1 protein-coding gene is annotated in these 404 nt (G+C 62.6%); it reads right to left on the reverse strand.

What is annotated here, in order from left to right; all coding sequences use genetic code 11:
- The coding region (locus tag A3764_RS26140) for a hypothetical protein (RefSeq protein WP_236628278.1) at positions 1-363 on the reverse strand (363 nt) is incomplete at its 3' end.
- Positions 364-404 lie beyond the last annotated feature (41 nt).

Genomic DNA, 404 nt, shown 5'->3' on the forward strand with positions numbered 1-404 from the left:
CGCGGCCTGAAGTTCGGTCTCCGCGCGGCGTTTTGACCTGTCCGTTTCATCCCGTCGCAACACGGCCTCAACTCGTTTTTCGTCAGCCCGCGTGGATCCAACCACGCGCGCACGAGCACGGTCGATGACTTGAACCGGGTCGATACCTGTCTCATCCTGAGGATCATCCACAATTCGAGCCAGACGCTGCGCGCCCTCTGCAAGGGCGGCAATCGCCTGCTCCAGGGCCTCGATCCGAGCGGAGAGCTTTCGATGCTCGCCATAAAGCTGCTGCAGGCTGCGCAGGTGCGGCAGGGCGGCTCGAATCGCCTCAAGCGAGCGATCCGGCAATGGCAGTGCCGCGGTCAACTGGTCAAGATTCACCTGCGCCGTTTCGCAGTCGGTTTGGCATTCCGCTGACTTGC

Source organism: Sulfitobacter sp. HI0129 (genome assembly GCF_001635395.1).
Taxonomy (GTDB): Bacteria; Pseudomonadota; Alphaproteobacteria; order Rhodobacterales; family Rhodobacteraceae; genus Sulfitobacter.